We start from the raw sequence: 25,801 nt of genomic DNA, 5'->3' as shown, positions 1-25,801 counted from the left end.
ATTTTACTTTTCCAACGTTATGGTGAACCTTACCATAAGTAAATGGGATTTTTAAGTAAGGGTGCCCTCTTAAGACTGCATAAAATGGAATACACTAATGGTGGAACATTTTTGGTTAAAATTTCGACAATATGCTAGTTACCTAATTGTTCGCTAACAAGTGAAGGAATTCTTGTTTAGATAGTAGTAGGATAAATAATAGGCAAAATACAATTGCATTCTGTTAAACAGAAAAATGGTAACGGTAGTTTCCATGAATAAGCATGTTACCATTTAGGACAAATATGCTTTAATAGTGATAGAATAATAGTTCATCCTGTTCTAAGTAGTCAAAGAAGTGGGGAATTAATGGTGAAAAAATTTAAGAAGTTTTACTTAGAGATTACAAGTGTATGTAATCTTGCATGTAGCTTTTGTCCGCCAACAGAACGACAGAAGCAATTTATTTCTGTGGAGGATTTTTCTAAGAGATTAGACCAAATTAAACCGCACACAGACTACATTTATTTACATGTAAAAGGTGAGCCACTGCTCCATCCTAAAATAGGCCAATTGTTAGACTTAAGTCATGAAAAAGGGTTTAAAGTTAATATCACAACCAATGGAACGTTAATTAATAAAAAGAGGGAAAAATTATTAAATAAGCCTGCGCTAAGACAAATGAATTTCTCACTCCATAGTTTTGATGGCCATAGTGGTTCTAAAGATAAGGAAGGGTATGTGAGAAGTATCCTTTCTTTTATTAAAGAAGCAACGAGCCAATCAGAAATGATTGTTTCCCTGAGATTATGGAACCTTACACAAGACAATACAACGAATATTGAAAGAAAACGAAACAGAGAATTACTAGAAATTATTGAGAAAGAATTTGATTTAGACTACAAAATTGAAGAAAAGGTTGTACCAGGAAGCGGCGTGAAAATTGCGGATCGCATCTTCATCAATCAAGATTACGAGTTTCAGTGGCCTGCGTTACATGAAGAAGAAGATGATGGAAAGGGCTTCTGCTATGGCATGCGAAATCAAGCAGGTATTTTAGCAAACGGAACTGTTATTCCTTGTTGTCTAGATGGCGAGGGAGTTATCAACCTTGGAAATATTAATGATAATTCATTTTCTGATATTATCGAGATGGATAGAGCAAAAAACCTTGTAGATGGTTTTTCACAAAGAGTGGCAGTGGAAGAACTATGTAGAAAATGCGGATATCGCAAAAGGTTTGGAAAATAGATAGGCAAATGGCTAGGGTCTAGTAAGGTTAGATAGAGTCATTCCGAATCATTACCTCATTTAGATATAACGCGGTGAACCCTATCATAAGATTAGAGTCTTGTACCACATACTTGAATAAGTTTATAAACCTTGATTAGACATAAGAGTCAATCAGGGTTTTGTTATGAATTGGGGAATTTGTTTTTTTTTAATATCAACTACTCTTGCATAAATTACTCGTATTATGTCAAAAATTCATTTATTAGATTACATAGGTATTCGTCACTCTATGCGCGCATATTTTTCTGGACATTATACAATACTATATCTAGATTATTTATCTAATTGGCAGGAAGGGAAGAGGCATAATTGGCGAAGCATTCAGATGTAAGTTGGAAACAGGATCATCCTAGCACCTTGTTTGGCAACTCTGTCCAAAAGGCAGAGCGTCTTTTGAAGCAAGCAAAGTCACACCCGGAGGAAATAGCACTGGAACATGCTTTCAATCAAATAGAACATGCAGAAAATGCACTCTTGAACGCAGTAGAATATGGTGAGCATATGGATACAATTAAGCAAAATAAAGATCACTTAGAGCTGATCAAGCAGCAATTACACGAAGTGCAAGAGAAAGTAGAAGAGCAGTAATATAAGACAATAACCCCTGTCGATTTCACAAAACGCACGGGGGTTATTTTATTTTTTGAGTTGGACACTTGTAAGGCTTTTCTTCCAAACGTAGTTTGTAGTCACAAGGAGGACTGAGCATCAGACTAGGCATTAATATCTTTAGAATGGATTAGATGGTATAAAGTAAATTTCTATAAATAGTATTAACACCAAACGATTATTTTATAAGGTGTGGTTTGAGCAGGGATGCTTCTTGTAGTAGGACCATATATCACGATTAGGTTTCGATTTGCAGGATTTTTTGAAAAAGGCTGCCCATTTGTGAGTAAGACAGTGGTATAGGGAGAGATGTTTAATTTTAATTGGCCATCACTACTCAATAATTGGTTATTAAAAAAGTCTACTTTTACATTTTGATAGTTGTTTTCCTTTACAACGACAAGTGCCCGATATTGTGGTGGGTATATCAAAGGGACAGGTGCATCGCCATCATAATATCCAGTAATCCGATCTCCGAGAATCACAATTTCCTGGTTTACAAAGTAAGTAGTGGGCGAGATCACGAAATTGACAATGCCACCAATCCCATCTTCTACAGTCATTAGTGTATAACAACCTTCTCCTTCCCCATTTTGCCCAATCATAAAATCATTTATCTGGGTCACGATTCCGCGAAAAGATTTAAAATTTACCATAGCCATTCCTTTCTTTATCAAATCTCAATCGATCAATCTCGTTTAGGTTATTGTTTATTTGAATGATAAAAATAAATACATTTTGTACAGTATCATTTTAATTTATGTGACATTTCCAATAAGGGTGACAAAGAACGAATTGAACCTACATTAGTAGGCGCCGTTTTATAGCCGATTTTATGCATCATATTTGAGTGAAAGGTGGCGAATCCTACGGGGAAGGTTCAATTCTAGCGAAACTATTGAAATAGCAACAGTGTTGTTAAACGAAGCATTTTAGTAAAAATCTATTTAAATCTTTTAAGGAGAACCTTATCATTAGTAAGTGATATTAGTTTTGCAAGAAATAATATAAATATTGTATCCAGTAATATATACTTAATAATTTGCTAACGATAACGTTAATCTTCAAAGGAGGAGAACCTAATGAAATGCATTTCTAAAAAAAATAAGAAACCCCTTTTAATATTAATCATTTTTATTATTTTTATGGCTGGTTTACTCGATATCAAATATCAAGGACTATTCTTCCAATCATTACCTAAATCGATGCAATCTTATTTAACTAATATTTTTAAATAAGTGGATTTTAACTGAAAAGTTGCTGGATTATGTTGTTTTCTTTTGAATAGAAGTGTTACTACAATTTAGAAGTAGTAGAAATTGGATCGTGGATCGTCCTTTCTTTACAGTTTTAAAGCAGATCCTTTTTATTCTCCAATTTCCTATAAACAAGGGCAAGCAACATTGATGGAATGGTACAAACAATCATTCCTATAAAGGCGTATCTTGGCTCGATTTGATATAAATAGCCACCGAAAATGGTGAGTGCTGCGGTGCTCCAACTAAGTGCCAGTGCGGAATAAATGCCTTGTGCTTTTGGGATCTGTGCCTGTGGAACATTGTTGATTAGGTATTTCATAAATGCATAATGCCCCATTGCAAACGAGCATGCGTGCAGGGTTTGTGCGATAGAGAAACCAATAACATTTGGAAAGGCAAATATGAGTATCCAACGTATGGTTGAACCAAGTGCCGCTAGTACTAGTAAAGAGCCTATTGAAAATCTATGGAATTTTCGATCTGCGATTGAGAAGAACAAGATTTCTGAGATGACCGCAATGTTAAGTATTCCGCCAATTAAATAGTTGGGTGCATGAATTTCCTGTAAAAAAAGATAGCCATAATTGTAATAGGAAGCGTGTGCCGCTTGCAGTAAAATCACAATAATGAGTACCAAACCAAAGCTTTTGATGCGAAATAATGCAAACACGCTTCCTTTGTCTTTTTGTTCTACTTGCGGTTTTTGAGATAAAATAGCGGGTGCACGCATAAACCCTAGAGATATGAACAGCAATATGCTAAGTAGCAGTGCCCATAAGATCACATCATCTCCAAGTAGCCCTGTGAAAAAGGTTAGAATTATGCCGGCCAAGACAAATCCAATCGACCCCCACTGGCGGCTTCTCCCATAATGATTTAATTGTTTACTCTGCACGAGTATGCCTGCAGCAGTATCTAGAGTAGGCATCAACGTTGGGTAAAAAATATGTAAAAGTAGAGTTGCTATTAGTAAGCTGGTAAAAGAAGTTGCTGGAATATAACATAAAATTGCTATTAACGTTCCAATTCCCGCTACATTTAATAAGGTTTTACTACTAAACTTCATTGAAAAATAAGGAAATGCAACTAATGTAGAAAGGCCTCTCGCAATCAAGCCTAAGCTCATAATTAAACTAACCTGTTGAACCGTTATCCCTTTTGCATGAATCATCCATCCTGTCCAATAAGGTAGAAAAATGCCCCATGTCATAAAAAAACTAAAAAACTGTTTGCTCATCCAGTATTGTGTATTCATTCTGTCTTCCCTCCATGGTTTGCATGATATCATGGAGATAGTTACAATAATATGAGATATCTCATATTACCTGAGGTGGAAAATGGGAATTTATAAAGGTGAGGAAAAACGAGAATATTTGAAGAAAAGCTCCATTGCACATTTATTTTCTTTTTCGATAGAAGAGTTTGTAGAAGTGCGTGAATATCAACGAGATGAATGGATTATTCAAGAAGGCACGAGACCGGATTTCTTATTTTATGTTATAGAAGGAAAAGCAAAAATATATGTAACACATCAAAATGGGAAAGTCTCTTTAATTAATATGATCAAAGTAAATGATTATATTGGGGAAATGGAATTATTAAATGAGGAGTACTACACAAAAGGAATTCAAGCCTCTACTAAGACTATTTGTTTTGCTCTTCCTTTCCATTGCTATCGAGAAAAACTTCTAGAAGATGTGACATTTCTACGTGAACTAACAAAGTTTTTAAGTGTAAAAGCAACACATATGGCTGAGAAGTATTCACAAAGTCTCGCTTTCCCACTTGAAAACCGACTTGCGGATTTTATATTGCAAACTTCTGATGAGGAAATATATAAGGAAAAACATGTAACAGTTTGTGATTATTTAGGTGTTTCTTATCGGCACTTGTTGTATGTACTCGCACAATTTTGTGATGAAGGGTATTTGCAAAAGGAAGGTCGTCATTATCGTATTAAACAGTACAGTTCCCTAAATGAGCTTGCTGAGATGCTGAAAAATACTTAACCATTTAAGGTTTTTTTATGCTTTAACAGTCAATTGTGAGATATAAAAGTTGAAAATAACTGTTGAGAGACCAGCTTTCTCAACAGCCTAACAAAAAGCTGTCAGCTATATGACAGCTTTTTTAATTAGATAGCTAGTTTTTCTAGGATACAATCCACTATTACATGAATATCTTCATTCTCCATGTTTTTCAAGTATTCAGGCTTAATGATCTGGGTCTTTTTCGCTACATAATAATCGAATAGAGCCTGCTTTAATGATAATTCTTCATCTATTAAAAAAGAAGTATTAACTAATTTCCCTAGCACAGTTTCATCTTGAATAATTAGGATCGAAGTATTCAATTCATTAAAAACTCCATCTTTCATGCCATTTTGATAAAAGGTATGAATAGTAGATAATTGCTCTTTTCTTGATTGCATTTTTTTTTCATAAAGATGTGGGCAGTTTCTTTTTAATTCAGATAAATAAATATCAGAAGAATATACAGCTGAAAATACAGCTTGTTCAAACACTTTTTGAAAACGAAGTAAATAGGATAACTCTTTATTAGAAATAGTTTGGCCAGCTTCATTTATATAATCAATACAAATATTAGTCAGCTCCATGATAACGTCTTCCTTGGAAGAAAAATAGTTATACAAGGAAGCTCGGCTCAAATTCATAGTGTTTGCGATATCTTGAATGGTAAGTGAAAGAAATCCCTGTGTCCGAATGACATGGATTAGTTTTTTTACGTAAGCTTTTCTCATCTTCTGTCTTTCATCTGGTGCAATTTTTCTCAAAGTACCACTCCCTTATCCAAAAATTATATCATAATGCCATGTTGTTAATTCATACTTTGATATTCCAACTCTTTTCAGTTTACAACTGAAAGAAAGTGAAGTAAGGTATACATAGTTTTATTTTAGACACTTTATAAAGAAACAGTCTAAAGTGAATAAAATAAATTTATGTAAGAACCTAATATGAAAAGGGGATAAGACTACCATGACTACAGCACAAGTAACGAATGATTTTAATAAAATTGTAACAGGGCGCCGTTCCATCAAAAATTATGATAAATCCGTAAAAATTAGCCGTGAAGAGATGACAGATATTCTATCATTGGCAACGCTTGCTCCTTCATCTGTTAACATGCAACCATGGCGCTTTCTTGTCATTGAAAGCCCTGAAGCAAAAGCAAAACTTGCGCCATTGGCTCGTTTCAATCAGACACAGGTTGAAACATCATCAGCAGTAATTGCTGTTTTTGGTGATGTGAATAATTATGAGAAATTCGAAGACATCTATGGTGCTGCTGTAGAGAAAGGATTTATGCCTTTAGAAGTAAAAGAACAAATTCAGGCATCTTTTGCTGGCTATTTTGAAGCAATTTCACTTGAAGATATGGAAGATGTTGTTTTAGTGGATGGAGGCCTTGTATCTATGCAGTTAATGCTTGCTGCACGTGCTTATGGATACGATACGAATCCAATCGGTGGCTATGAAAAAGATAAAATTGCGGAAGCTTTTGAACTAGATAAAGACCGTTATGTCCCTGTTATGTTAATCTCTATTGGTAAAGCAATAGACAATGGTCATTCAACTATACGTCTACCAATTGAACAAGTCACACAATGGAAATAATAACAATATAAACAAGAAAGAATTGAAGTAAGATGATTATTATTCATGCTACATTCCATATTAACCAAAAAAAGCAGGACATGTTTTTGAAGGAAATTCAACCGCTTATTGCTACTTCAAGAGAAGAGAACGGAAATGTTTCATATCATCTTCAGAAAGATGTAGAAAATGAGAACGTATTTACGATGTTGGAAATTTGGCAAGATATGCAATCTGTTGCTAGCCATAATTCAAGTGAACACTTCACTAGCTTTGTAGCAAAAGCAAAAGACTTTTTGACTGCGCCATTAGATGTTAAAGCATTTGAGGGGAAACCATTAAAATTCTAGACTGCATATCTTAAATATAATGAAAAAAGAGAGGGTATCCCAAAATACTGCGTTAGGGATATCCTTTTTTGTGGACAAAATGGATCCTCCCCCTCATGTTATATCCAGATGAACAGTTTAGTTTGAACAACTGCAGATATGGCCGAAAGGACATGATCTATAGAGTTTACGAAACAGCCTCTTTTTATATTTTTGAATCTTTTTTTGAAATCCGTTCGTAAAGTATATTGTAAAAAGGAAGAGGGTGAAAATAGTGGGGAAAACTCAAAAAATTATGATAGGCATTACAACGACTGCACTTTCACTTGGTCTTGTTGGATGCGGTTCAAATAGCGCTAATCTCCCTCCAAAACCTACTGATAAAAATTGTGATGAATGGGAATGGGACGACAATAAAGGTGTCTGGGTATGTGATGACAGCAGTTCAAGTCACAATGGCCATTATTACTATGGCGGCCATTATTATAACAATAAAAATTCACTATTAAAAAGCAGTGGTTATAAAAGTTATAAGAAAAGCTCTTCATTTAAAGAAGGAATTAAGGCGAGTTCTGGATTTGGTAGTGGGTTTAAAAGCTTCGGTGGATAAAATAATTGTTTTAAGCAAAAAAGGAGGATGAATGTGAATTTATATATCAATTTTTTATCTTATTTAGGAGTAGCCTTGCTTCTGCTTCTTGTGGGAGTTGCACTATTTGCAATTAGCACGCCAAAGTTAAAAGAATTTCAGTTGATTGCTGAGAGAAATGTAACAGCGGCAATGTCACTCGGTGGGAAGATCTTTGGCCTAGCTATTGTTTTAGGAGCCGCTGCTGAATATTCGGTATCACTGGTGGATATGGCCATTTGGGGAGTAATTGGGATTATATCCCAAATTATTGTGTTTGTACTAGCAGAAGCCATCACGATTCGCTTTAGTATTCATCAAGCAATCGAAGAGGATAATCGAGCAGTAGGTACGATGTTATTATCGTTATCGTTAGCAGTTGGTTGGATTTTAGCAAAATGTCTATCTTACTAATTGAGGCGGGGAAGTATATTGAAACAATTAACGTATTATATTGATAAAGGCAATGATTACTATGAGCCGTTCTATGAATATGACATTCCAAATGTTGGAATAGATGAATTTTACGCAAGACAGCTATGTACATATTTCATAATAAGAGGAACCCAATACGAGCTCACTTCAAATGAGATGGATGGGGAAAATGACATTTTGGTGATTAAAGAAATAGGAAGGAATCTGCCAGGGGAAGATGAAAAAAGCTTTCGTGGCGAAGGTATACATATTGAATTTCGTAGCCCTCATGAGCGAGAAAATTTCCGACTGTTTTCTCGAATTTCAAGTATTTCCCACTTTGATGTTCTGCGTTTTCTATTAAAGGATGTTGTTGATATTCCAGGAATCGGGCAGAAGCTTGTAACCTCTACAGAGATTGATGAAGATCGGGGCGTATATGTGATTTACGTCAAGGATTTAGAACAGGACTGAGTGTACATATGTATCATACGAAACGAAAGCAGTTATACGGAAAAATGGAAGGATTTTGGGCAGATCTTTATGGTGAGGAATATGCACTTTATGATATAAAGCTTTTAAACCAAGAGGATGTTGCTCAAATCCGCCTTATTAGTGAACGTATTGGCTCTATATTTTTTAAAATAGGTTCCTTACTTCGAAAAGTGCCCGATGAAATTCTTCTTGAAATGGGGTTCCCAAAGGACACACTTTCATTTATAAGACTAAAAACACTTCCAGCCGAGAGTGTTATCTCACGACTTGACCTTATCCCATATGGAGATAGTTATAAATGTATTGAAATCAATGCCGATACGCCAACATTTATTAAAGAGTTATTTGATATAAATAGATTGGTATGCCAAGAATTTGGCGTGGAAAATCCAAATGAGCACATGGAACGATTTTTACGAAAAGCGGTCCGTGACAGCATATACCAAAGCACAGATAAGGAATCCCCTCATATTGTTTTTACTGCTCACGAGGACAACGTTGAGGATCGTGAGACCGTACAGTATCTTCAAAATGCTGTGCCGCCATCTAAATTTACTCCTCTCCATAAGCTTCAAATCCAAAAAGGTGTGGGGCTTTTTGATGAGGAGGGTATCAAAATTGATATCCTTTATCGGCAAACATTTCCGATTGAAAGTTTGATAATGGATGAAGATGAGGAAGGAAGCCCAATTGGTTTATGGTTGATAGAACTTGTGGAGGAGAAAAAACTGTCGATCATTAATCCCCCTTCATCCTTTTTACTACAAAATAAAGTAGTTCAGGCGGTAATTTGGGGATTGCATAAAGAACATCATACTTTCTTTACAGAAGAAGAACATATGTGGATTGAGGAGTATTTTCTTCCGACTTATCTTGAACCGGATTATTTTTTACAAAAGCGTCTTTCCTTTGTGAAAAAACCTGCATTTGGAAGAGAAGGAGACACGGTAGAAATATTTAATAAAGATGGCCAGTTAATCCACGCGGATGTTCAAAATTCTTATTCGGAATACATCCCTGTTTATCAACAATTCGTCGAGCATCCCACAATAACGTTTAATAGCGAAAAAGGGAAACAGGAAGGAAAGCTTCTACTAGGAAGCTTTCTGCTTAATGGAAAATCTGCAGCATTTGGTTATAGAGTTGGAGGTATGATTACCAATAATCTCTCTTATTACTTGCCTATAGGACTCTTAAAAGGAGAGGGATAGATATGTAGATTTTACATACAATCCTTTCAAAATAGAAAATTGGTTTTTTCAAATCGTATATAGGTTTTTGGATGTTTTAAAAAGACAGAGTCACTAAGTGAAGTGACTCTGTCTTTTTTGAGATAGAGCTTATTTCATTAATTTGGATTGATCCCTTTGGTGTTGTCACATCAGATAATATGGATAAGATTAAAATAGCAATTAATACATTTCCCCATGATCTATGATTAAATAGGAGGCTCCTAAATCTACAAAATTGCATAATTATTAAATAGATATGTATTTAGTAAAATACCCAAGCTATTACTATTTAGATAAAATCTGGTTTTGTTGTAGTATAGATTTATCTTCATCATCGATAGGACCGTAGCCTTTTTCAATCAAGTCTTTTATGTACAATTTATTGTATATAAAAGAAAAAACTAGACCTGGTATCCAAGCTCCAAATCCTGCTGTAATTACGCCGGCAACTGCTGCTAAAATGAACATGATTGCAGCCCACTTTAAATCGCCACGGAACAAAGCAGGGATGAATCCAAAGAAAAACGTTGTCCAACTAAAACCGATTTTTACTTCTTTAGTTAAACCAGAATCATTTTTTAATGTGACTTTCATAATAATATCCTCCTTCCCTTCGTACATTAATTTGGAAATATTATAGTGAATAATAAAAACGTGTAATGAGTACTATAAAATGTTTAAATTGATCTATTTACCAAATTTACTATGTCAAATATATCATAAAATGACGATATCGATATTTTAGTTATCATAAAATTATCAAAAAGTAACTTTATTCATTAATTTTTACAAATTAACGATTATTTTTAGGTGTTAATAATTGTGGGGGTGAGATTAGTTAGGGGGATGTGGGGAATTGAAAAAAGCACATCGTATAAAAACGGATGTGCTTTATGTTCTTAGCTGCTCCAATAGCATCCAATATTTTCTTCTGTTCAGATGGTGAATTTCAATTTGCAAACAAGGCTGGTCTAGCCATTTACTTCGTTATTGTAATCCGTCCATTATTCGTAGTTAGCTTGATTAAATTTTCTCCCTTACCAATAACAGCAGCATTCCTGTATTTATCAAGGATATTGATAGTACCGTTGTCTACATGAACATCAAATGTTACATTTGTCGGTTCTGTTTCGGTTTGAACGGTAATAATTCCATTGTCGGAATCTAATTGAATAGGGCGATCTAAACTTTTGGTTTTTAAAGTGATTTTCCCATTGTTTGTTTCCCCAGTAAGTTTTCCTTCTACATTTTTTAGAACAATCATGCCATTATCTGAGTTCACACTCGTCTTAGTCGATTTTATATTTTCTAAAGTAATAAGGCCGTTGTCTGTCTTTGTATAAACATCATTTACTTGTAGATCCGTTACTTTTATTTTTCCGTTATCACACTCTATTTTTATCGATTTGTATGACTTTTCTGGAACATATACTTTTAATGATAGAGGTATTTCCATAACGTTTAGAGTAAAGAATTTAAACTGACGATCCTTTAATGTAACCGAAAGTGTTTCGCCGTTAACTGTAGTCGATAGTTCTTGTTTAGAGGAAGATGCTTTCTTACCTTTTAGTTCTATCTTAATGGTATTACCCTTTGTAGGGATTACTTCTACACTTGCATTTTCAATTTGAACATCTAATGCCTTAATATCTGGATTAGTAATTTCCTTTGTTTTTGCAACTGAAACCACTTCATTGCTGGAGCGGAATGTTAGAATTCCACCGACTACTCCAATTAATAGAAGGACGAGTGCAATAATTGAGATTTTTAAAATCATCTTACTCATGCTTTTAAACCACCTTTCACAAGAGATACATTAAATTTCAAATACTTTACAAATCCCTTAGTAAGCCACTTTGTGACAAAAAACATGCCCAGTATAATAAATAATCCAAGTCCGCAAAGCCCAATGGATGCAAATAAGTCAAAAATTTCAAAGGTCCCATTGACAGTATTCACTAATACAAGTAATGGTGAGACGATAAAGGATACCCCTGCTACCCAACCAGCAAAAACTACGCCTAATAACCCTATAAATGGGCCAAGGACTATGACTAAATTAAAAAATCCCAATCCAATAGCAGCCCAAACAGCACGAAAAATATTCCCTGTTGTATTGGTTGTTTCAACTTTTTCAAGGTGATAATTTGCAAGTAGCTCCTTGGCAATATGGTGGGGTGTGCCTAGAGATGAAGCAATTTGTTCTTCTGTTTTTCCTTCTTCTAATCCAATTGCAAAATGTTCTTCATAATCCTCTAAAATATCTTGGCGTTCAACTGATGATAGTCCTTCTAAAGCTAAATTTAAATTTTTTAGAAATTGTTCTTTAGTCAAAATTCTCACCTTCTTTTATTAATTGATTGACACCTTTTGCGAATTTTTCCCAATCGTTGATAAGCTCATGAAGATATTCTCTTCCTTTGTCTGTTAATCTGTAGTACTTCCTAGAAGGTCCCTCTGATGATTCTTGTAAGTAGGTTGTAAAGTATTCTTCTTTCGTTAACCGTCTTAAAAGAGGATAAACGGACCCTTCTGAAATCTCAATTTGGTCAGAAATTTTTTGTACTAATTCATATCCATAACGATCTTGCTTATCTAAAAGCACGAGTACACAAAGCTCTAATACACCTTTTTTAAATTGAACATTCACAACTGAATCACCTCATTCAATTAATTCACTACTGTTTATTGTATAGTACAACACTTTAAATAATACCTGTTGGCTATAATATAACATCCAGTATTATACATTGCAAGGTACTAAAACCTAATTTTACTTATTTTCGCATTTTGAGACGCATTTTGAATTGTAGAACTAAGCGAAATTATTAGTAATTGAGTCTCCACAATTAAAAGACAGAAAATAAAAAAGCATATCAATGTATGAATGATATGCTTTCAATTTTATTTTCATGTAGTTAGTTGCCCATTTTCATAATAAAACTTAAATGTCTTCCGGCTCGTTTGTCTTGGCGATAAGAAAATCCTTTTGGGTTTAAAAATGTGCAAGTAGAGTCTATCGTAATCTGATCAGAAGGAATTCCTGCTAGTTCGCATTGTTTTTTAACAGTTTGTTGATTGTCGATATGATACTTATTTGTTTGATCATTGTAATACATAAAGTCATCTGCGTAACCAAGGTTTTTGAACTTTTCATATACATCTTCATCCACTTCAAATTTCTTCTGACTTAGAGCCGTGCCAATATGAATATGGAAATCACTCGGATTACAATGCTCAACTTGTTTTAGATGTTCAAATGTTTTCAAAGAAATTTCTTTGACTGTTCCTTGCCATCCAGAATGAATAACACCAATGAGTCCATTCTCTTCATGGTAAAAAGTGACGGGTACACAGTCGGCTGTAAAAGAGCATAATAATAGATTTGGCTCAAAAGTGTACAGGGCATCTGTATTCGGAATAGCAGTATCTTTACTTTCAGCACCCCTGCCTTTATCAGCACACGTTACCTTATAGACATTTGCGCTATGAGTTTGATTGGCGCAAACAAAATGATCTAGATCACAACCGAGGGAAATGGCTAATCTTTTACGGTTTTCCAATACATCATCGGGGTTGACACAAGTATGTAGTGCCATATTTCCTTTTTCACGTTCGATTTCATCCCTTAGAGTAATACCCGCAATGTACTTTTTATTATCTAAGTAAATGTTTGTTTTCATATCATCACCTAATTTTAATATATCTTAATGGACGGAAGATGTATAGGCATTCTGAATTTCAGCAAAAAGCCCATATAGCATAACTGGAATTACTGTAATCATACCAGAGAATTTTGTCGAATTAAGGAGACTGTTCGCAATATAATAGTACTTTTTTGCATTGAAGCATTGAATTACTGAGAGAGCTATATTTTTTATGTAAAATAGTAATCTAATGTATAATTATATAAATTAATAAAAGGATAATGTGTAAATTTATAGAAGGAAAAGAAAGGGTTTTGATGATGTGGATATTAGCTGTAGTACTTCTAGTAGGGATCTTCATAGTATGCCTTAAGTTAAACTCGATGCGATTAAAATTACAGCAACAAATGAAACATTTAACTCCCATGATACAAGTTGTAGAGAATGCAAAAGATATTCTGTATTATTGTGACACTAAGCCGAAATTAAAATATCGTTATTTGAGTCCTGTCATTGATAATATACTTGGACCTAATTCTTTAAAGGAACATTTGCATTGTTCAGATAAAATCTATGAGATTGTCCATCCAGATGATTATGAGACCTTATTAAAGAAAACAACAGGGAATCTTGATTATAGTAAGCCGATTATTCTTAGATTGAAAAGGTATGACGGCAAATACATTTGGTTTGAGGAATATGCAACACCGATTTATGAAAATAGTGAAGTTGTTGCTGTTCAAGGGATTTATAGAAATATAAATGAAAAAGTTGAACTGCAGAAAAAGTTGGAATATAAAGTTTCCCATGATGCATTAACCAATATCTATAACCGTGAATACTTTGAAACAAAATTTTATTATTACGATAATGAAAGTAATGTTCCAGTTGCTATTGTTATATGTGATTTGGATGAGCTTAAATTTATAAATGATCAATTTGGGCATAAAATGGGAGATGTATTAATACAAGAAGCCGCTAAGTTACTATACAAAATCTCTAGTGAGAAGGAAATTGTTGCACGAATAGGTGGGGATGAATTTGCAATTATTTTAATTGATACGAATCCATCGCAGATTGAAGTGTTTTTGGCCAATTTACAAAATGAAATTGATCTTTTCAATAGCAGTAATCATACATTTTATATAAAAATGTCGAAGGGGTATGCTTATAGTAGCTCATCCATTTCAAAAATGAAGCAGCTATTTATTGAAGCGGATAACAAAATGTATGTGGAGAAGAGGAAGAAAAAGAAAGATCTAACCCTAGAACTAGTTTAATTATGTCATACATTAAAAGTCTTTTGGTTAATTGATATTTAGAATATTTATTTGAGTTGTTCTTGAAGGTTTCTACTTAAACTTACCACGCAACTTCGTTTAAGTAGAAAATGAGGATAGGAGAATTAATGAGTATCATTGAATACATTACTAACGGGGCATTATGTTTATCCAAAGGGATAAGCAAGGTTAACGGTAGGATTTTAATCAATGGTCTAAATATTTCCGAATTATGCTAACAGGTCTAAGTTAAAAGAATAGAATTCCCCTGCGTGGTCTAAAAATTCTTAGAAGAGATTAGTGAGGTACCAAAAATTTATCGGTCTTCATGCTTTACATAATATCGGTTTCCAAGTGCTTTATTAATTTAGATAAGTAATTTATTAGAAAATCCAAGTAACCCAGTAATACAAAATCACCAGTGTAAATAACACTGTAGGCGGGATAACAACCAGAGTAATTTTAATATATTTCCACCAAGTGATTTTTATATTTCCCTTCTTCACAATGTGCATCCACATTAGTGTAGCTAGTGTACCCATTGGAAGTAAAAGTGAGCCGACGTCACTTCCAATAACATTAGCCAAATAGGCAACCTTTAAGGATAGTGGATCTAGGTTCATATTCGTTAAGGTCAATGTCCCAACCATAAGAGCTGGGTGATTATTGAATATGTTAGAGAGGATAGTGAGTAGTACCCCCATTAACACGCTTGTATGAAGTAAACTTCCAGTAACCATTGGGCGCATAAATCCAATCAACCACTCAGTTAATCCGATGTTGTTGAGTCCGTATATGATGATATACATACTAAACGCAAAAATGATGATATACCATGGGGTTTTTTTCAACATGTCACTTGGCGGTATTTTTAGGTAAGCCCATCTCCAACCTAAAAGAACGAGCGAACCTACAACAGCCATAACGGAAACAGGAATAGCAAAAAAAGAAGCGGCAAATAGGCTAAGACGTACTGCAAAGACGAATAGTAGGATGTTACGCATAAATTTTGTACGGTCATTCCCTGAAGCATACATAGAACTTTGCTTGAGAGGATGGTAATTAGGAAGTGATAATCCAGTAACTTTAGTAGGGACACTTTTTGGTAAATCCTTTTTAAGTCTTAAGAAGAGAAGAACAACCAATAAGATTAAACCCAGTGTTGCAGGAACGAACATCATTGCTGTGTGTGAAATTAAACTCATATGCACAATTTTTAGAGCAATCAAATTTACAATATTACTTACACCGATTGGAGCACTTGAGGCAGTTGCGATTAAACCTCCAGATAGTAGATATGGAATTTTTTCATGATTCTTTAAGCCCATATTGTTTAATAACATAACTAAAATAGGTGTTGTGATTAAAATACTACCGTCGTTATTGAAAAAGAGCGTCATAAGAAAACATAAAAGATTTACATACCAGAATAGGCGGATACTTGATCCTTGAGCTTTTTCTGCTAATTTTTCTGCAACCCAGTTAAAGAAGCCAAAACTTTCTAAAACTATTGCCATAACGATTGTTGCCATAATGGTAATTGCTGCACCACTTATGGTTTCTGAAATGATCCCGAGTTCAGAAAGTGACACGCTTCCGCTGAGTAATACAATAATTGCGCCAACAGAAGCAGGAATAGCTTCATTAATACCTTTAGGTCTCCAAAGAATAAGTACGAGTGTAACCAGAAAAGTAATAATGGTTATCCAAGCCGTTGGTCCCATATAATTCTGACCTCCTTTCCGGCTTGATTTTTTGTATTAGTAATGTGTTGCTATTGATGACTATTTACGTTTCACCTCTTCCAAGATGCTCTAATTTTCCTTACGGTATTTATATGTAAATTCAATAAATCTCGGCTTGGCATTATACCCAGATTTCAAAAATTTCGTTTGACTAGTCAATATGAATAAGAGGATATGGTTAAAGGTTAGTATTTATAAAATATGGTAAGATTACTATCGAATCTAAATGTTAAATTGGAGGGAACATGATATATGCTTTCTATGAATACTTATCCTAAAGAATATATTGATGAATGCCGATCAAAAATTGATCAACAGCTTTCAGCATACAAGAGCTTGGTTGAAGCTAGGGCAAATAATGAACAACTAAACACAGCATTTGAAGTATTCGAACCGCATTTTTTCAATCACATGGTTTTAGCTCTAGACCATTACTTCTGCCATAGAAGTAGAACAATAGAAAAGAAAGATGGAAATCCATTAAACGAAGTAAGGATGCTTTGTAATTCAATTATGGAACATGAAAATAAGCTAACAGCGGAGAAATCAATTAAATATAAACCGGAGAAATCGGTTTTAAAAATTGAAATCGGTGATGAAATTAAATTAACTGTTGAGGATTTTGAATTGTTGTCCAAAGCATTCCTTGATGAAATGGAAAGTAAATTTTTGGGGTAAATGTATCGGAGAATAGGATTTCATCGTATTCCCGCAGGAGTCTTCGCTAATTCCACTCCAACAAAGATGGCCATATTAAACTTGATTAAAAAAATGCATCTATTTATATAGAAAAAAACCGTACTCATTTTAAAAAGTACGGTTTTTTTAGCGATTAAAATTGGTGATTTGATAGTATCATGCATCTTCTTATCATACACCATTTATATTAATTTTTTGCACTTTTTTACTGTGAAATGCATATTTAATGTTGTTATTGGTTTGCTAATCATGATGCCTACATTGGAATGCTATTCAAATATTGATCTGAAATATTGGCTAGTTGGTTATAAGAGATTCCTGCTCTACAACCTTTTTTTGCCTTTTCTTAAACGGCTTTCTTAGATGAGGCCTTTTTTGCCTCAGCATTTGCTTTTGCCTTTTTCTCAGTATCAAACTTAATGGCTTGTTCCTTGGCAGCATCTTCTGCAATTTTTCTCTCCTGTTCTATTTTATTTAGTTTAAATAATTGCTTGTACTCAAAAATTTCTCTCTACTTTATTTAGGGTAAAATTAAATGTTAACTGTAGATACCCTGTACCAAATTTTTATGCTAAAGAACATTAAAATATGAAAGGGTATTATAGGAGAAATTTTCGCCATTCAGCTTTTCAATACAATTTTTAAGATATTAGTTTACATCCGCTAAACCATTTAATATAATACCTATAAGAAAACTAGGTAATGAAATGCAAAGGAGAGATTGAGATGAATACAAATGCTTTTTTTAGATCCACGATGGCGAATAATTTTGCAACAAGAAAGTTTTTTAAACGTGTGGCAAAGGATATTGAAAGTCAGTTACAAGAATGGCATGTAGATTATAAAGTAACAGTTGAAACTTGGAGAACATATGCACTATGTGTGCAAAATAGCGAGAAAACGTATCAAGTTGCTATATCTAAAAACCTTGTAGAAATTCTCCAACATGAAACTCCTTATGCATTAGATGCAATGTTGTGGAAAGGTCTTATCAATCAAGGATTAGAATTACCAGGTACACAAGATAATTACCTAGAGATTGCTCTAAACTTTCATCAATACGAACATCAACACTTTGCATTAAAAAACGTAAAGTAATCTTCACTTTCGACAAATAAATTATTTTTAATAGAATAAAAACCACTAACTCGGCTGAGCTAGATGGTTTTTTATTATTAGGCGCTGTTCAATTGGCTTGTTGCTGTTTAAAAGGAATAGCTATTGTGTCTTAGTTTACTGACCTTTGGATAAAAATTCGATAGTCTATTATTGAAAGCGGAACACGTATATAACTAGATATCTCTTATAAGTCCTTTCCTTCAATTGAAATGTTTTGTCGTTCAGTTACAAATTGTTTACCATTCCATTGCAATACATTCTGTACATAACCTAAGCCGTCTGCATGATATCTTCCGGATATTTTTTGAAACGCTAGAAGTTCATACGTGCCATCACGATCAAAATCGATTGGATAAAGGCCTCCTAATGGATCAACCCACCCTTCAAGAGGAGCTTTTAATGTACCATCTAGATTATAAATTTCGGATAAGTATTCCTTTCCCTTATAGCGTATATCCAAGAGATATCGCTTTTTAGGTGCTAAGCTAGTTACGCGTACCTTATAAAAATTCTCATAATCCACGGAGTATTTTGACTGTTGCTGGTAGGCATCACCATTGAAAATCAGGGTCATTCTCCTATTTAAGTAAGAATAAATATCGGTATATATGATGCCGCCACTTCCACCTGTATCAATAGTAATGAATATGTCTTTAATGTGATTACCTGTGAAATCTCCAAGAAAAATGGTGGGGTTATATCCGCTGTTATCTTTAAGAGGTATTTTTTCATAGGTGTTTTTTGAATGGTAGAATATAACAAGAGTGATATTCTGCCAATAGGGACTATCCATTTGTTTGGTACCCGTAAGATAAATAGTATCGATGGTACCATCTCCAGTAACGTCACCATAACTTTTTGTAATGACAATTTGAGGGGAGTCTACAGGGAGTCGTTCAAAGCCATTAGGAGTCCACTGCAAATAATCTAAGTATGATGGTAATTGTTTTGTTTTCCATTCAATTACTAATGCTTTTTTTGTGCGATGATCAAGTTTTATCGCATGTAGCCCAGCAATTGTATGCTCGTCTATTTTCAGATGAACGAGAGGCTGCCATTGAAAATTTACTTGTTTGAGCAAAAGAAGAAAGGTATCGCCTTGATAGATGTATGCACTGACTAATTCCTCTACAAAATCGCCATCTACATCAACATGTTGAATAAGAGCTCCTTTTTGTGGTAATTCTAAGATGGAAGCGGTTGGAGGCAAAAAATACCGAATAAATTGCAAATCATTATTAATAAAGAATCCCACCTTTTTTATATAAATCTATGCTAGGAAGGAATTTATATGAAAGAGATCGAAATTATTCATATGCATTATCTTTAATAGAAATTAAGTACACATTCAGGAGGAAAATGCAAATGATACAGCAATTAGGACAAGTCATGATTTATGTAGACAATCAGGATGCAGCAAAAAGTTTTTGGACAGAGAAAGTAGGATTTACGGTTCGTTCTGAAGAGAATAATGGGCAATTTCGAATGATTGAGATTGCACCAACAAGCGATGCTGAGACATCTTTTGTTTTGCAAAATAAGCAACTGGTTGCTCAAATGGAGCCAAACCTAAACTTAGGAACACCTTCTTTAATGTTTTTTACAGATGACGTAGAAAGTTTATATGAAGAATTTAAAGCAAAAGAAATTACAGTAGGGGATTTAGTAGAGATACCTAGTGGAAAAGTGTTCAACTTTGCGGATGATGAAAATAATTATTTTGCAGTGATGGAGAAAAAATAAAAGTGGATATAAATATTTACTTTATTAATAGAAGGAGTGTAATCAATGACAGTAAATGCATATTTAATTTTTAACGGGAATGCTCGTGAAGCGGTGGAGTTTTATGGTAAAGCTTTTCAAACAGAAAAGCCTCAAATTATGACATTTGGTGATGCTGACAATGATCCAAATTCTCAATTACCAGAGGAAGCAAAAGATTTAGTTATGCATGCCAATATTAAAGTTAGTGGCAGTGATATTATGTTCTCTGATACATTTCCAGGAAATCCATATACAGTTGGAAATAACATCACATTAGCAGTGGTAAGCGATGATGAAGCTTATATTCGATCATCATTCAATGTATTGCAGGATGGAGGAGAAGTAATGATGGAGTTACAAAAGACATTTTGGAGTCCATGCTATGGAAGTGTAAGAGATCGTTTTGGAGTGGAATGGCAGTTTAATTTAGACGATGGAACAGTTTTTCAACCAGAATAAATAAAATAATTGAAGGATGTAACTGTTTTTCTATAAACTAATAAGCATTTATTATAATAGAGGCGATTTTAGTTACTCCAAATATACGTTAAAGAAAAAAAGCTCTGGTATAGTTTGTAAAACTATACTTAGAGCTGTTTTTTTATTATTTCGTTTTAAATTGTTGAACAACATCTTGCAATTCTTCAGACATGTTCAGTAATTGTGCGGCAGATGCTTCCATAGCCTCCATTGAGGATAGTGTTTCTTCTGTAGAAGCAGATACTTCTTCGGAAGCTGCGGCATTATCTCTGGCATGGTCATTTAACGTATGTGCAGTAGATGCCATTTCTTGGATGGATGCGGATATCTGTTGAGATGTCGCAGAAACATTCTCGATTTTTGGTGTAATGTCACGCATGCTCGAAATAATCGCTTTAAATTTTGCAGCTGTATTTTGCGAAATGGTAATACCTTCCTCTACATTTTCTAATGTTTGAATCATCGTTTGTACAGCTTCTCCAGAATCCTGTTGAACTGCAGTAATTAGTGAGGCAATCTTCGCAGCTGATTCTTGGGAACTTTCGGCAAGTTTCCGTACTTCATCTGCTACAACAGAAAATCCTTTCCCGTGTTCGCCAGCACGAGCAGCCTCAATCGATGCATTAAGAGCCAGTAAATTTGTTTGACCTGCAATATCGCCAATGATATCTAAAATTGCCCCAATTTCTTTTGTGCGATCATACAAAGACTTGATTTTGGCATCAGATGTTGTCACAAATTGATGGATTGAATCCATTTGAGATACTGTATGTTTAATGAATTGTTCGCCGTCTTCAGCTTGTTTGGTTGCATGAACAGATAGAGAAGATACTTCAGAAGCTTCATCTGCTATAACTGTGATACCTTTTGCAATTTCCTCTACGGAAGTTGCATTTTGTTCGATATTATTAGTTTGTTGTTCGGTATTTATTGTCACTTGTTGCATTGCAGCTGCAATTTGCTGTGCTGCAGCAATGTTTTGGCTAGAGCTTGCAGATAATTCTTCAGATGAAGAACGAACGAGTGACGTACTGCTATTTACTTTTTGAATTAAAGAAGAAAGATTGTTTTTCATCGTGTTAAATGATTTAGCAAGTTCCCCAATCTCATCATTTGAATGAATAGCAATTTCCTCTGTTAAGTCACCAGCTCCCAATCGATGTGCACTTGCTTTTAATTTGTCGATTGGCTTTATAATGGAACGAACAATGAATAGGATTAAAATGCTACCAATAACGATGAAAATGATTTCTACAATTAGTTCAATATTTAATGTCGCTGCAGCATCTTTTGTTGCTTCAGATTTAAATGTTGTACCAACTATTTTCCAACCAGTTGTATTATTAGTCTGATAGAGTATTTTTTGACCTTTGTAATCTGTTTGACCAGATGAATTAGATAAAACTTGTTTGATGTATGATTCGTTTGCAACCTTTCCACTCTTAATATGAGGATGTGAAATATAGTTTCCATTATTATCAACTAATGAAACATAGCCTAATTCACCAATTTTAACTTTATTGGCAACTTCCTTTAATTTATCAATAGCAATATCAATACCAGCTACTCCAGACCCGTCTGCAAGTTTCTTTGAAATGGTAATTACTAAATTACCATTTGTAGAGGAAATATAAGGCTCGGTAATTGCAACATCACCATTACTTTGAAGCGCTTCTTTATACCATGGGCGCTCGCGTGGATCATAATCCTTTGGATACTCGAAATATGGCATACGAATCATTTTCCCTTTAGCTGTACCTACATAAGCCATTGAAGCTTCAGGATGTTCATTGACATATTGATCTAATACTTTTCGGAGGTCTGAATTCTTTGACGCATCTAATAATGATGATGTGACCTTCTTAGATAAATACCCTACATCATGAGTTTTGGGCTGGATTGTATCTGTAATATTTGAATTTAATAGACCAACCATTGATTTTGCGCTATTAACCTGTTCGAATTCAATTTGTTTTTTTGTACTATTATATGAAATTACCCCAAGAATAATAGAAGGAATCACTAAAATTAGTAAGAATGCACTGAATAATTTTGTACGGAGATTCAATTTTAGAAATTTTTTCAATTAAAGATACCTCGCTACGCCGTTGATTAGTTTTAGTATTTCTCTGCCTTTTTTTTAATCATGTCTATACACTAATTATCGGTTTTAACATATATAATTTATAGTAATATTTAATGATTCAAATGATTGAGATGCATGATTCAATTTTACCACATATTAGATAAATTTAATTATAAATAATCAAAATGGTGGAAAAAAAGATAAAATTATATCAAGATTAGTATGATAGTTTGTAATATTCAGATAACAAAAAGCTACACCTCCAATTGTAATAATTGACGATGTAGCTCTAATAGGTATGAAATGGTGTTTCCTAGTACACTTTATCTCCATTGAAAATAGAGTTTTTCACGACTACATAATCTACGTTACGAATCGCATCAAGTTTTGTACCACCAGCATATGAAATAGAAGATTGAAGATCTTGTTCCATCTCAATTAGAGTATCTCTTAAATGCCCTTTATGTTCGACGTGCATTTTTTTACCTTCAACGTTTTTCTTTTCGCCTTTTTGGAATTCTGATGCAGAACCAAAATATTCCTTATATAATTTACCATCGATTTCAATTGTTTTACCTGGGGATTCTTCATGCCCTGCAAATAGTGAACCAACCATGACCATTGTTGCACCGAAGCGAACTGATTTTGCGATATCACCATTTGTACGAATACCACCATCTGCAATAATTGGCTTTGTTGCAGCTTTTGAACACCAGCGAAGTGCAGCTAATTGCCAGCCACCAGTACCAAAGCCGGTTTTAATTTTAGTGATACATACTTTACCAGGTCCGATTCCAACTTTTGTAGCGTCTGCGCCTGCATTTTCAAGTTCACGTACAGCCTCAGGTGTACCAACATTCCCTGCAATGACAAAAGTGGTTGGGATTAATCTCTTAATATGTTGAATCATATTAATTACGGCGTTCGAATGGCCGTGAGCAATATCAATTGTAATATAATCTGGTGTTAAATTTGATTTAGCTAAATCTTCGATAAAAGTGTACTCTTCAGATTTTACACCGACACTAATCGAAGCAATTAAGCCACGATTTTGCATATCTTTTACAAAATCTGCACGTTTTTCTGGATTGAATCGGTGCATAATATAGAAGTAACCATTTTCAGCTAATTTAATTGCAATACTTTCATCTATAATTGTTTGCATATTTGCAGGAACAACAGGGAGTCTAAATTTGTGATCACCAAGCATTACGCTTGTATCACATTCAGAGCGACTATTAACAATACATTTTGCGGGAATTAATTGAATATCTTCGTAATCAAATACATTATCCATCAAACACACTCCTAAAAACGAATATTATTTTTTTATAACTCGGAAATGTTCGTCCTTTGGTAATTTACATTATTTTCGCCACAATGTCAAAAACTTTTCTTGGATTTATAAATTTAAGTAAAATTAAATACAAAAATGCTAATAAAATAGAATGTGGATCCGTATTAAAAAGAAGTAATCTCTGAAGGAGGAGCTATTTTAATATCAAAACAACTTAAGACGAACTGACATATTTATGTTAAAATCAGGTTTTAAGGGCTATTAGGGAAAACGAGACATCCAAGCTATTTCCTACTTTTACATAAACATAAAAATAATAAATTTCGATATATATTTAAAGAGATTAATGAGAGGAAGCAACTGATGAAAAATTGGGAATTTGTATTGAGAGACTATATCATTGGACGACCAGTTATTACGATTGAATATGATGAGGATGATTCTACAGTAGGCGAAATTATAGACGCTCATAGAGGTCTACTATATGGTCATATGGAGTTATCGGATGAAGGAAAACTAACTTCATTTATGGTTAATCTAGATGAGATTATGGAAAATAATGATGTTTCACTAGATGAATATGAAGAATTGACACCTGATGAAATAATTGGTTGTGCAGAAGATTTCGCACAAGAATTTTGCCGTGATAAACTACATTTTAATATGATGACAGAATGGAATGGGGAATCTTATTTAATCGTTTTTGAGGCAAAAGATGTTGCGCTTAATCTATTTTTGCCTAATTCAGGTGCAACAATCGAGATTAATAAACAAGGATTTATTATTTCAGCAACACTATTCCAATCATACTATCAATTATCATATCCAGATATTGAGATTTCTGCTGATGATGCAAAAAATATTTTATGCCAATATCCTTTGGTAGAGCTTGGGATTCATGGGGACAATGGTGAAATGAAGCTTGTCTATTATCCAAAGCGTAAGTATATGACAGTTCATGTAGATGGGCATATTGTAACTGCAGGAGACTTTGAAGAGCAATATGTAGAGGCACAAACATTTGGAAAAGTAACAGTTACTGAGACAATCGAAGGTTTATTGGGTGTTACAAATGATATGCATTTGGTAGAAAATGAATCTGGACGTTATTGGTATAAAGCAGAAGATGATATTGAACTGGCTGAACCGATTATTAGAATTGAACATTCGGATGACATTCAAATGGATTATGAATCATCTGTAGATTGGAAAGAATTAGAAGAAGAATTACCGGAAAAAGTTTTAGAAGAAAAAGCAACAATGTTCTTAGAATCGGCTGTTGGTAATATTCATGAGAAATATTTACTTGAAGATCAGCTAGAAGATGAAGAAGATTTAGATATTATAAGCGAAGAGGATTTATCAGAAGAGGAACGACAATTCTTTGAAGAACTTGAAATGATGGAAGATGAAGAAGACTTTGATGAAGAAGATAATATTGACTTCGAACCTTTCACAACATTTACATTTATACGCCATCATAAAGGAATTCGTATTGAGGAATATTCTATACATGTAAACGTTGGCGTATATACTGGTATTGTCCGTGATTGTACAATTATATTACCAAATGAGGACGAATTAACTTCTATGGATATGAACCCTGTATTGTCATTAGAACAAGCTGATTCACTATTCAAAGACCAATTACACATGAAGCTTGCCCGAACTTCTAGCTATGATGATGAAGACGAGGAAGTGACAGTATACGGATTAGATTATGTAATGTATTTCCCAAATAGTAGAGATATTGAAAATATTGATGCAACAACAGGTGAAATTCAATATATTGATGCAGATATTTTGAAAGAGGGAGACTAATTATAGTC

General features: G+C 34.0%; 28 protein-coding genes. 16 read left to right on the top strand and 12 right to left on the bottom strand.

Going from position 1 to position 25,801, the window contains the following annotated elements; genetic code table 11:
• The first annotated feature begins 351 nt into the window (after nucleotides 1-351).
• Together ACIQ4I_RS19160 and ACIQ4I_RS19155 are read left to right on the top strand one after the other, a co-directional pair.
• The gene (locus ACIQ4I_RS19160) at nucleotides 352-1,230 is read left to right on the top strand and encodes a radical SAM/SPASM domain-containing protein (RefSeq protein WP_403099001.1); all 879 of its coding nucleotides are present in this window, start codon (nucleotides 352-354) and stop codon (nucleotides 1,228-1,230) included.
• 351 nt (nucleotides 1,231-1,581) lie between these two features.
• Nucleotides 1,582-1,860: a hypothetical protein gene (locus ACIQ4I_RS19155; protein ID WP_403098998.1), complete on the top strand. Its 279-nt coding sequence runs from the start codon at nucleotides 1,582-1,584 to the stop codon at nucleotides 1,858-1,860.
• A gap of 185 nt (nucleotides 1,861-2,045) precedes the next feature.
• Here the strand turns inward: ACIQ4I_RS19155 and ACIQ4I_RS19150 are convergent, their stop codons facing one another.
• Nucleotides 2,046-2,537 carry a hypothetical protein gene (locus ACIQ4I_RS19150; RefSeq protein WP_403098995.1) on the bottom strand — a complete coding sequence of 164 codons (492 nt, stop codon included), beginning with the start codon at nucleotides 2,535-2,537 and terminating at the stop codon, nucleotides 2,046-2,048.
• Between the two features lie 426 nt (nucleotides 2,538-2,963).
• Here ACIQ4I_RS19150 and ACIQ4I_RS19145 point away from each other — a divergent pair, with 426 nt between their 5' ends.
• On the top strand, nucleotides 2,964-3,119 hold the full coding sequence (locus ACIQ4I_RS19145; protein WP_403098992.1) for a hypothetical protein: 156 nt from the start codon (nucleotides 2,964-2,966) through the stop codon (nucleotides 3,117-3,119).
• Nucleotides 3,120-3,231: 112 nt separating this feature from the next.
• Here ACIQ4I_RS19145 and ACIQ4I_RS19140 read toward each other — a convergent pair whose 3' ends face one another.
• The gene (locus ACIQ4I_RS19140) at nucleotides 3,232-4,395 is read right to left on the bottom strand and encodes an MFS transporter (RefSeq protein ID WP_403098990.1); all 1,164 of its coding nucleotides are present in this window, start codon (nucleotides 4,393-4,395) and stop codon (nucleotides 3,232-3,234) included.
• 82 nt (nucleotides 4,396-4,477) lie between these two features.
• On the opposite strand from ACIQ4I_RS19140, the gene yeiL reads away from it, so the two are divergent.
• Entirely contained in the window at nucleotides 4,478-5,149 is a 672-nt protein-coding gene (yeiL, locus tag ACIQ4I_RS19135; protein WP_403098987.1) for a transcriptional regulator YeiL, read from the top strand.
• A gap of 125 nt (nucleotides 5,150-5,274) precedes the next feature.
• Here the strand turns inward: yeiL and ACIQ4I_RS19130 are convergent, their stop codons facing one another.
• The gene (locus ACIQ4I_RS19130) at nucleotides 5,275-5,934 is read right to left on the bottom strand and encodes a TetR/AcrR family transcriptional regulator (protein ID WP_403098984.1); all 660 of its coding nucleotides are present in this window, start codon (nucleotides 5,932-5,934) and stop codon (nucleotides 5,275-5,277) included.
• Nucleotides 5,935-6,139: 205 nt separating this feature from the next.
• On the opposite strand from ACIQ4I_RS19130, the gene ACIQ4I_RS19125 reads away from it, so the two are divergent.
• From ACIQ4I_RS19125 to ACIQ4I_RS19100, 6 genes are all read left to right on the top strand, one after another.
• Entirely contained in the window at nucleotides 6,140-6,778 is a 639-nt protein-coding gene (locus ACIQ4I_RS19125; protein ID WP_403098982.1) for a nitroreductase family protein, read from the top strand.
• A gap of 32 nt (nucleotides 6,779-6,810) precedes the next feature.
• Nucleotides 6,811-7,107 (top strand): putative quinol monooxygenase, encoded by a 297-nt coding sequence (locus tag ACIQ4I_RS19120; protein WP_403098980.1) that lies wholly within the window; start codon nucleotides 6,811-6,813, stop codon nucleotides 7,105-7,107.
• A gap of 253 nt (nucleotides 7,108-7,360) precedes the next feature.
• Nucleotides 7,361-7,696: an aminotransferase yhxA gene (locus tag ACIQ4I_RS19115; RefSeq protein ID WP_403098977.1), complete on the top strand. Its 336-nt coding sequence runs from the start codon at nucleotides 7,361-7,363 to the stop codon at nucleotides 7,694-7,696.
• 33 nt (nucleotides 7,697-7,729) lie between these two features.
• Nucleotides 7,730-8,128 (top strand): DUF350 domain-containing protein, encoded by a 399-nt coding sequence (locus tag ACIQ4I_RS19110; protein WP_403098974.1) that lies wholly within the window; start codon nucleotides 7,730-7,732, stop codon nucleotides 8,126-8,128.
• Between the two features lie 18 nt (nucleotides 8,129-8,146).
• Nucleotides 8,147-8,602, top strand: a complete 456-nt coding sequence (locus ACIQ4I_RS19105) for an RNA helicase (RefSeq protein ID WP_403098971.1) — start codon at nucleotides 8,147-8,149, stop codon at nucleotides 8,600-8,602.
• 8 nt (nucleotides 8,603-8,610) lie between these two features.
• Complete coding sequence (locus tag ACIQ4I_RS19100) at nucleotides 8,611-9,834, top strand: glutathionylspermidine synthase family protein (RefSeq protein ID WP_403098968.1); 1,224 nt, start codon at nucleotides 8,611-8,613, stop codon at nucleotides 9,832-9,834.
• 306 nt (nucleotides 9,835-10,140) lie between these two features.
• Here ACIQ4I_RS19100 and ACIQ4I_RS19095 read toward each other — a convergent pair whose 3' ends face one another.
• From ACIQ4I_RS19095 to pgeF, 5 genes are all read right to left on the bottom strand, one after another.
• On the bottom strand, nucleotides 10,141-10,449 hold the full coding sequence (locus ACIQ4I_RS19095) for a DUF2628 domain-containing protein (RefSeq protein WP_403098965.1): 309 nt from the start codon (nucleotides 10,447-10,449) through the stop codon (nucleotides 10,141-10,143).
• A gap of 385 nt (nucleotides 10,450-10,834) precedes the next feature.
• The gene (locus ACIQ4I_RS19090; protein ID WP_403098963.1) at nucleotides 10,835-11,641 is read right to left on the bottom strand and encodes a DUF4097 family beta strand repeat-containing protein; all 807 of its coding nucleotides are present in this window, start codon (nucleotides 11,639-11,641) and stop codon (nucleotides 10,835-10,837) included.
• On the bottom strand, nucleotides 11,638-12,189 hold the full coding sequence (locus tag ACIQ4I_RS19085; protein ID WP_403098960.1) for an HAAS signaling domain-containing protein: 552 nt from the start codon (nucleotides 12,187-12,189) through the stop codon (nucleotides 11,638-11,640). The genes ACIQ4I_RS19090 and ACIQ4I_RS19085 overlap by 4 nt, the downstream gene beginning before the upstream one ends.
• Complete coding sequence (locus ACIQ4I_RS19080; protein WP_403098957.1) at nucleotides 12,182-12,505, bottom strand: PadR family transcriptional regulator; 324 nt, start codon at nucleotides 12,503-12,505, stop codon at nucleotides 12,182-12,184. Before ACIQ4I_RS19080 ends, ACIQ4I_RS19085 begins: the two co-directional genes overlap by 8 nt.
• Nucleotides 12,506-12,773: 268 nt before the next feature.
• Complete coding sequence (gene pgeF / locus ACIQ4I_RS19075; protein ID WP_403098956.1) at nucleotides 12,774-13,538, bottom strand: peptidoglycan editing factor PgeF; 765 nt, start codon at nucleotides 13,536-13,538, stop codon at nucleotides 12,774-12,776.
• A 281-nt stretch (nucleotides 13,539-13,819) separates the two neighbouring features.
• On the opposite strand from pgeF, the gene ACIQ4I_RS19070 reads away from it, so the two are divergent.
• Nucleotides 13,820-14,782: a sensor domain-containing diguanylate cyclase gene (locus ACIQ4I_RS19070; RefSeq protein ID WP_403098954.1), complete on the top strand. Its 963-nt coding sequence runs from the start codon at nucleotides 13,820-13,822 to the stop codon at nucleotides 14,780-14,782.
• A 383-nt stretch (nucleotides 14,783-15,165) separates the two neighbouring features.
• Here ACIQ4I_RS19070 and ACIQ4I_RS19065 read toward each other — a convergent pair whose 3' ends face one another.
• Nucleotides 15,166-16,506: an arsenic transporter gene (locus ACIQ4I_RS19065; RefSeq protein WP_403098952.1), complete on the bottom strand. Its 1,341-nt coding sequence runs from the start codon at nucleotides 16,504-16,506 to the stop codon at nucleotides 15,166-15,168.
• Nucleotides 16,507-16,779: 273 nt separating this feature from the next.
• On the opposite strand from ACIQ4I_RS19065, the gene ACIQ4I_RS19060 reads away from it, so the two are divergent.
• Together ACIQ4I_RS19060 and ACIQ4I_RS19055 are read left to right on the top strand one after the other, a co-directional pair.
• Nucleotides 16,780-17,205, top strand: coding sequence for a hypothetical protein (locus tag ACIQ4I_RS19060; protein ID WP_403098950.1), 426 nt, complete (start codon nucleotides 16,780-16,782; stop codon nucleotides 17,203-17,205).
• Between the two features lie 747 nt (nucleotides 17,206-17,952).
• Nucleotides 17,953-18,324 carry a hypothetical protein gene (locus tag ACIQ4I_RS19055; RefSeq protein WP_403098947.1) on the top strand — a complete coding sequence of 124 codons (372 nt, stop codon included), beginning with the start codon at nucleotides 17,953-17,955 and terminating at the stop codon, nucleotides 18,322-18,324.
• Between the two features lie 205 nt (nucleotides 18,325-18,529).
• On the opposite strand, the gene ACIQ4I_RS19050 is transcribed toward ACIQ4I_RS19055, so the two are convergent.
• Complete coding sequence (locus ACIQ4I_RS19050) at nucleotides 18,530-19,600, bottom strand: hypothetical protein (protein ID WP_403098944.1); 1,071 nt, start codon at nucleotides 19,598-19,600, stop codon at nucleotides 18,530-18,532.
• 110 nt (nucleotides 19,601-19,710) lie between these two features.
• Here ACIQ4I_RS19050 and ACIQ4I_RS19045 point away from each other — a divergent pair, with 110 nt between their 5' ends.
• Both ACIQ4I_RS19045 and ACIQ4I_RS19040 read left to right on the top strand, forming a co-directional pair.
• Nucleotides 19,711-20,088 carry a VOC family protein gene (locus ACIQ4I_RS19045; RefSeq protein ID WP_403098942.1) on the top strand — a complete coding sequence of 126 codons (378 nt, stop codon included), beginning with the start codon at nucleotides 19,711-19,713 and terminating at the stop codon, nucleotides 20,086-20,088.
• A 45-nt stretch (nucleotides 20,089-20,133) separates the two neighbouring features.
• Nucleotides 20,134-20,568: a VOC family protein gene (locus tag ACIQ4I_RS19040; RefSeq protein ID WP_403098941.1), complete on the top strand. Its 435-nt coding sequence runs from the start codon at nucleotides 20,134-20,136 to the stop codon at nucleotides 20,566-20,568.
• 145 nt (nucleotides 20,569-20,713) lie between these two features.
• Here ACIQ4I_RS19040 and ACIQ4I_RS19035 read toward each other — a convergent pair whose 3' ends face one another.
• Together ACIQ4I_RS19035 and guaC are read right to left on the bottom strand one after the other, a co-directional pair.
• Complete coding sequence (locus ACIQ4I_RS19035; RefSeq protein WP_403098939.1) at nucleotides 20,714-22,675, bottom strand: methyl-accepting chemotaxis protein; 1,962 nt, start codon at nucleotides 22,673-22,675, stop codon at nucleotides 20,714-20,716.
• 313 nt (nucleotides 22,676-22,988) lie between these two features.
• On the bottom strand, nucleotides 22,989-23,972 hold the full coding sequence (gene guaC, locus ACIQ4I_RS19030) for a GMP reductase (protein WP_403098936.1): 984 nt from the start codon (nucleotides 23,970-23,972) through the stop codon (nucleotides 22,989-22,991).
• Between the two features lie 363 nt (nucleotides 23,973-24,335).
• Between guaC and ACIQ4I_RS19025 the strand changes: the two genes are divergently transcribed.
• A complete protein-coding gene (locus ACIQ4I_RS19025) occupies nucleotides 24,336-25,793 on the top strand; it encodes a hypothetical protein (RefSeq protein WP_403098934.1) in 1,458 nt (485 codons plus the stop codon).
• Nucleotides 25,794-25,801: the final 8 nt, after the last annotated feature.

Origin of the sequence: Rummeliibacillus sp. NPDC094406, assembly GCF_044763875.1 — a bacterium.
Taxonomy (GTDB): domain Bacteria; phylum Bacillota; class Bacilli; order Bacillales_A; family Planococcaceae; genus Rummeliibacillus.
Note: the sequence above shows the minus strand (reverse complement) of the source record. Positions and strands in the feature narration are given on the sequence as shown.